This window comes from Aquirufa beregesia (assembly GCF_011090385.1).
In the GTDB taxonomy this organism is placed as follows: Bacteria; Bacteroidota; Bacteroidia; order Cytophagales; family Spirosomataceae; genus Aquirufa; species Aquirufa beregesia.
In genome coordinates this window covers 172,524-179,956 of record NZ_SEWW01000007.1, presented here as the reverse complement: position 1 = coordinate 179,956, position 7,433 = coordinate 172,524, and the positions used below count along the sequence as shown (strand labels likewise).

Sequence of the window (7,433 nt, the reverse complement as noted above, 5' to 3'; positions counted from 1 at the left end):
TATCACTAAAATGACGGAGCCGTCTTTGTGACACACTTTGAAGATATGATTTTTTGTTTGCCATGGATAATAGATTTTATGTTTAAAATTTTACTTTTAAACGGTCAACCTATTTCAGGCATTGACATATATTATAAGGTCAACGTCATTCATGCATTCACACAAATCCATTTATAATTCATCATTTACAATTTCCTGCTTATCTGCCACTTCGCTCAAACTTCGTTCCAATCTTTCGTTAGGATTAACAATTCAATGCAGAATAGAAAATGTAGAATTGTTGATAGAAACCACCGTCGGCCAGCACGAGCGAAATGTGATGAACGCAGTGGTAGACGAGGTTTTGACCTTAGCATGGGAGATGTGCGTCGGCGTCAAAAATATAGTCGATAGCGGAGTGAATCACGGTTCCGCAAAGCGGAATTCGCCTTTGCTGGACGACAAAAAAAGAAGTTTTTTTGTTTCTTTTTTTTCAAAAAAAGAAAATCCTAATAATTGAAAAAAATAATAAATGGTGAATTGTAAATGTGTTAAATTTTATTTATTTCATTAACATTGTTGGAATAATACTTTTCGTGGTCTTTCTTTTTTTATAAAAAAAGAAACAAAAAAACAGTAGAAATACGGTTAATCCTAAGACGAATTCCGCTTTGCGGAACCGATTGTCTCTCCGCTTACGGCTTTAATCTTTGACGCTAACACACATGACCTATGCTCAGGGTCAAATATCCGCCTGCCGCTTCGCTCAAGCTTTGTTCCAATCTTTCGTTGGGATTAACCTTTCATCGTTATATTCATTATTTCTAAATACTGGTCAAAGAAGTTGACCGAGCAGTATCATTCTATAATCTGGAAAAGCCTCATATTGAGTTAAATAGAATGTCACTTATTGCTTTTGAAAAAAAACTATTAAATTTGAATCAAGCTATATGCTAAACAAAAAAATACTTGAATACTAATCAAGCATAAATGACATAAAACGGTCAACGTCATTCAGGCATTCACATCACACTTTATAATCTATAATTTATACCTTATAATTTATAATTTATCATCTTCTTTAGCTCATTTAATTTTAGCAGAGCTTCAATTGGCGATAGGGAATTGACATCCAATTTTTCTAATTGATCATTAATCTCTTTAAGTCCAGCCGGAATTTCAGCACCAAATAGACTTAATTGATAATTCACCTTCGGCATATCTTTGAGCTTTTGATCATGATCTTCTTTGATGTGATCTTTTTCCAAATGCCTTAAAATTTCATGGGCACGAAGCACTAATGGGGTGGGCATTCCAGCCATTTGAGCCACATGAATACCGAAACTATGTGCCGATCCACCTGGCAGTAACTTCCTTAAAAAGATGATTTTATTTCCCATTTCCTTCACAGAAACATGGAAGTTCTTGATCCTAGGAAAATCATCTGCCAATTGATTCAATTCGTGATAGTGCGTGGCAAAAAGTGTTTTAGCTCGACTCTTGGGATGGTTATGTAAATGTTCGGCAATGGCCCAAGCCATAGAAACCCCATCATATGTAGAAGTTCCTCTTCCTATTTCATCCAATAACACCAGTGATTTGCTCGACAAATTATTCAATATAGCCGCAGTCTCAGTCATCTCCACCATAAAGGTAGATTCTCCTTTGGACAAATTATCAGATGCCCCCACACGCGTGAATACTTTATCTACCAATCCGATTGTTGCGGCTTGAGCAGGAACAAAAGAACCCATTTGTGCCATTAACACAATCAAGGCCGTCTGACGTAGCAAAGCTGATTTACCCGCCATATTAGGCCCTGTAATCATGATGATTTGCTGGGATTCATTATCTAAATAAACATCATTGGGAACATAAGCTTCCCCCACAGGCAATTGTTGTTCTATAACAGGATGGCGCCCTTCCTTAATATCAATGGTATCTGTATCCAACAGTTTGGGTTGAACATAGTGATTTTTTTGGGCTATGGTCGCAAAGCTTTGCAATACATCCAGGGTCGCAATACCTTGTGCATTCACTTGAATAAGCTCCAAGTAATCCATAGCTTCTCGAATCAAATCTTGAAAAATCCCATATTCAATCTGAGAAATCCGATCCTCAGCTGTTAGAATTTTTTCTTCATAAACCTTCAGCTCGTCAGTAATATAGCGTTCTGCATTGACTAACGTTTGCTTCCTAATCCACTCAGGAGGAACACGGTCTTTATGGGAATTCGTTACTTCCAAATAATAGCCAAAAACCTTATTATAAGCCACTTTCAAAGAGGATATTCCTGTACGCTCTACCTCTCTTTTTTGCAGGTCTTGTAAGTATTCCTTACCATTCGATGATAGTAAATGAAGCTCATCCAATTCAGGGAGAAACCCTGTTTTTATGATGCCGCCTTGATGCGCTAACATGGGAGCATCATCTCGTAGGGCTATTTCTATTCTTTCTACTAATAAAGCACAAGGATTTAATTTATCTGCCCATTTCTTCAAACTTCCTTCACTATTATCCCACAATAACTCCTTGATTAAGGGTATTTGTTGCAAGGCTTTTTTCAATTGAACAAGCTCTCTAGGATTAATTCTGCTAGCTGCAACTTTAGAAATTAAACGCTCTAAATCTCCAATGGGCTTTAAATAAGTAATCAATAAATCTAGCAAATCCGTGTTTTGAACTAATTCTGCCACACCTGATTGACGATCTTGTATTTCACTCAATTGCTTGAGTGGAAGTACCATCCATTTTCGGAGCAAACGAGCTCCCATGGCTGTGAGCGTTTGATCCATCAAGGAAATCAAGGGGACTCCGCCTTCTTGTGAAGGATGAATTAATTCTAAATTTCGAATAGTAAATCGATCTAGCCAAACATATTTATCCTCCTCAATGCGTTGAATGGAAGAAATATGGGCTACTTGTTTATGTTCCGTTTCTGCCAAATAATGGAGAATAACCCCAGCAGCAATGATTCCCAAAGGCATTTCTTCAATTCCAAAACCTTTTAAATTTTGGGTTTTAAAATGCTGAGTTAATAAGGGATAGGTAAAATCATGAGTAAATATCCATTCTTCTAAACTGAAGGAATGAAACTGATCTCCAAAAGAATCCATAAACTGATTCCTGAACTTTTTTGGGTACAGAATTTCAGCTGGTAAAAAACTTTGAACCAACTTTTGAATATAGGCCAAAGGCCCTTGGGAGCACATATATTCACCCGTGGAGATATCTAACAAAGCCAATCCATACAGATTTTGTGTGCTTTCAGGAAAAGCGATGGAGGCAACGTAATTATTCCTTTTGTTGTCTAAAACTTGATCATTAAACGAAACTCCAGGAGTAACTAATTCCGTCACCCCTCGTTTCACGATACCTTTAGCCTCTGCTGGATTCTCTAATTGATCGCAAATAGCCACTCGCTGTCCTGCCCGAACCAATTTAGGCAAGTACACATCCAAGGAATGATAGGGAAAACCTGCCAGATGATCATCGGCATTTCCATTGTTCCGTCGCGTTAAAACGATACCTAATATTTTGGAAGCTTTAACGGCATCTTCCCCAAATGTTTCATAAAAGTCCCCTACCCTAAATAGCAAAATTGCTCCAGGATACTTGGCTTTAATCTGATTAAATTGTCGAGAAAGTGGAGTTTCACCTTTTTTTAAAGGTTCTTGTCCATCTGCTGCTTTTCTGGCCAAACTAGAATTATATAAAGGGTGTAAAAATAAGAATTTTGCCCGAATTATTACACCATATTGCCAGATTTTGACCAAGGAAAAAACAAAAGAGGAAGGATTATTTTTAGAATAAATTCGGTCTGAAAATAAATCACCATTTGAACAGATTAGCCACTATCCGCTTAATACATCAACAAGGATTAAATCAGCGAAAAACACGTCAATATTCCTCATAAAGCTATTTTCAGGATAATAAAATTAGAAATTGAAAAATTATTTTCCTATTTTGCCAAATAATTTCGAAACCCATAACTATGATTAATTCTTCCATATACATCAAATCTCAACAAGAGGTTTTTGATGTAGTGATTGTTGGCTCAGGTGCTGGTGGTGGTATGGCTGCCCATATGTTAACCAAAGCAGGAGCTAAAGTCTGTTTATTAGAAGCAGGTCAACCTTATGACCCCGCTGACCCGAAAAACATTACCCAATTAAAATGGCCATATGAATCCCCTCGTCGCGGTGCTAATACCACACGTCCATTTGGTGATTTTGATGCTGCCTATGGTGGCTGGGATATTGAGGGCGAACCTTATACACGTAAAGAAGGAACTAAATTTGATTGGTTCAGATCTCGTATGGTGGGTGGTAGAACCAACCACTGGGGACGTATTTCCTTACGTTTTGGACCTGATGATTTTAAAAGAAAAAGTATAGATGGTTTAGGTGACGACTGGCCTATTGGCTACGATGACGTGAAGCCCTATTACGATAAAGTAGATCGCTTGATTGGTGTATTTGGCACGAATGAAGGTTTAAGAAATAACCCTGATGGTATTTTCTTACCTCCTCCCAAAGCTCGTTTACACGAATTAATGATTAAAAAAGCGAATAAGGCCATCGGAGTTCCGACATATCCTTCTCGTCTTTCCATTTTAACAAAGCCGATTAATAATGAACGTGGTCAGTGCTTCTACTGTGCACAATGTTCAAGAGCTTGTCAGGCTTATGCTGACTTCTCTTCGTCTTCAGTTTTGGTTAAACCGGCAGCAGCCACAGGTAATTTGACCTTATTGCCTTATGCCATGGCCAGAGAAGTAACAACCGATCCAATCTCAGGATTGGCAACAGGTGTTTCTTACGTTCATACAGGTACTTTACAAGAGTACTCAGTGAAAGGTAAAATTGTTGTTTTAGCCGCATCTGCTGGTGAAACAGCTCGTTTATTATTGAACTCGAAAAGTTCTCGCTTCCCGAATGGTATTGCGAACTCCAGTGGTGTTGTAGGAAAGTATATCAACGACTCTACAGGTGCTTCTCGTTCTGCTATTATTCCTTCCTTATTTGATCGTAAAACATACAATGAAGATGGTGTAGGTGGTTCACATATTTACTCACCATGGTGGGGAGATAATAGTAAATTAGATTTCCCACGTGGATACCACATCGAATACGGTGGTGGTATGGGTATGCCTAGCTACGGTTTCGGTTGGGGTATTGAGGGATTAAATGGACGCGAAAACTTCACCCGCGATGGTTTGAAAAAAGCTGCAGGTGGATATGGAGCAACCTTGAAAGAAGATTATCGTCGTTTCTACGGTTCTTATGTCAGCTTTGCTGGTCGTGGAGAACCTGTACCTAGAGAAGATAACTATTGCGAAATTGACCCGAATGTGGTTGACAAATACGGTATTCCTGTATTACGCTTCAATTACAAATGGAGTGATTATGAAATCAAGCAGGCTAAACACATGCAAGATACCTTTGAGCAAATTATTGATGCGATGGGCGGAAAGCCAATGGGTAAAAAACCAGGTGCTGATACCAATTACGGTTTAGCTGATCCAGGTCGAATTATCCATGAAGTTGGAACAGCTCGAATGGGTAATAATGCAAGTACATCCGTAGTAAATTCCAATTGCCAAGCCCACGATGTGAAGAACTTGTTCTTAGCCGATGCGGCACCATTCGTTTCTCAGGGAGATAAGAATGCCACTTGGACAATCCTTGCTCTATCCATGCGTACTTCAGAATATATTATTGATCAACGTAAAAAAGCCAATTTGTAATGAAAAGAAGAGATTATTTAAAAAATATCGGCTTAAGTTCATTGGGCTTAGCTGCATTGAATCCTCAAGTAAAAGCCATGGAGGCTTTAGAAGGCGCACCAGATCCTAAAAAAGTAGCTCCTTTAAAAGTTCCCAATGGTAGAACCATGGATGAAGCAGAACGTGATGCCAAATTAATGGCGGAAAAGTTCTTAAATGTTCATGAATTAGCTACCATCACCATCTTATCGGATATCATTATTCCTGCTGATGGTAAATCAGGAAGTGCTTCTCAGTCAGGAGTCACTAAATTTATTGAGTTTATTGTTAAGGATAAACCTGAATTTAAAACACCAATGCGAGGTGGATTAAGATGGTTAGACGGTGAGTCTAAGCGTCGTTTTAGTAAATTATTTACCGAAATCACACCCAAACAACGCATCGAAATTGTAGAAGATATTGCTTATCCTGAAAAAGTGAAACCTCAGTTTTCACAAGGTGTAAATTTCTTCACTTTGATGAGAAACCTAACAGCTACGGGATTCTACACTTCCAGAATTGGTTTAGATGATTTAGCTTATAAAGGGAATACACCGAATGAATGGAAAGGTGTACCAGATGATGTATTAAAGCAATACGGATTATCTTACGATGATTAAACACTCCGATTTATACCTTAAACCGGACATTTTTAAACATATTCCTTCTTTAGTGGCGGGTGTCAGCACCCGCCACGGAGGAAAAAGTCAAGCTCCTTATTATTCCTTAAATCTAGGTGTTCATACCGACGATCAAACTGAAATCATTCAAGAAAATATTTCTCTTTTATGCCAATCTTTAGGTATAATCCCTCAACAATTAGCTAGGTCTTTTCAAACCCACCAAGATCTTATTTGGGAATGTCATCAACCTGATTATGTCAGTGGATATGATGCCATCATTAGCACCCAAGTGAATATTTTTCCCACAGTAGGCATTGCAGATTGCTGCCCTGTCCTTCTAGTGGATCCAGTGCGAAAAATCACCGCAGCCATCCACGCTGGTTGGAAAGGTTCGGTATTAGGAATTGTCCCTAAAACAGCTCAAGTATTACTCTCCAAATATCAAAGTCAGGCAAAGGACATATTGGCCTATATTGGGCCTTGCATCAGTGTACAACATTTTGAAGTGGGTGATGAAGTAGCTGCCCAATTTCCAGAGAATTCTAAACAAAAACTGTCCGATAAATGGCATGTGGATTTGAAAAAACACCACGTACTTCAATTAGTTGAATTGGGGATTTCACACATAGAAATTTCCCCTTGGTGTACAGTTGAGCATAACGAACACTTTTTCTCACATAGAAAAGAGCAAGGTTTGACGGGTAGAATGTTGGCATTTGCTGGATTTCAGTCCTAAATTTTAATCAAGTATTTGGAATCTCAAATCTGGTGATTATACCAAATTGTCTTTCAATTGAGCTCCCAAGCCCATTTATTCTCACAAATTATCTACAAACTGATAATGTACTCCTAGACCATGAACAAGCCTTTTGTAATTAGGACATTTTTTTGAAATTGCCTTCGAAATAATTCAATCAATCTAACCCTAATTACAATGAAAAAGTTAAAATTAACCCTGACTGTTTTAGAAAACAGAGATGCCTCTTTTGGAGGATCAAACGAGGTAGCTCTTGCTGGTTCGACTTGCACATGTACATGTACCTGTTGCAAATCAAACAATGATA

4 protein-coding genes are annotated in these 7,433 nt (G+C 38.2%); 3 read left to right on the top strand and 1 reads right to left on the bottom strand.

The genetic code is table 11. The features are described 5' to 3' along the window. Positions 1–1,034: 1,034 nt before the first annotated feature. The gene (gene mutS, locus EWU23_RS11330; protein ID WP_166232238.1) at positions 1,035–3,680 is read right to left on the bottom strand and encodes a DNA mismatch repair protein MutS; all 2,646 of its coding nucleotides are present in this window, start codon (positions 3,678–3,680) and stop codon (positions 1,035–1,037) included. Positions 3,681–3,973: 293 nt separating this feature from the next. On the opposite strand from mutS, the gene EWU23_RS11325 reads away from it, so the two are divergent. From EWU23_RS11325 to pgeF, 3 genes are read left to right on the top strand one after another with little or no spacing between them, the layout of a single operon-like run. After that, the gene (locus tag EWU23_RS11325; RefSeq protein ID WP_166232236.1) at positions 3,974–5,728 is read left to right on the top strand and encodes a GMC family oxidoreductase; all 1,755 of its coding nucleotides are present in this window, start codon (positions 3,974–3,976) and stop codon (positions 5,726–5,728) included. Then, positions 5,728–6,366: a gluconate 2-dehydrogenase subunit 3 family protein gene (locus tag EWU23_RS11320; protein WP_166232234.1), complete on the top strand. Its 639-nt coding sequence runs from the start codon at positions 5,728–5,730 to the stop codon at positions 6,364–6,366. The genes EWU23_RS11325 and EWU23_RS11320 overlap by 1 nt, the downstream gene beginning before the upstream one ends. Next, a complete protein-coding gene (pgeF, locus tag EWU23_RS11315) occupies positions 6,359–7,105 on the top strand; it encodes a peptidoglycan editing factor PgeF (RefSeq protein WP_166232232.1) in 747 nt (248 codons plus the stop codon). The genes EWU23_RS11320 and pgeF overlap by 8 nt, the downstream gene beginning before the upstream one ends. Positions 7,106–7,433 lie beyond the last annotated feature (328 nt).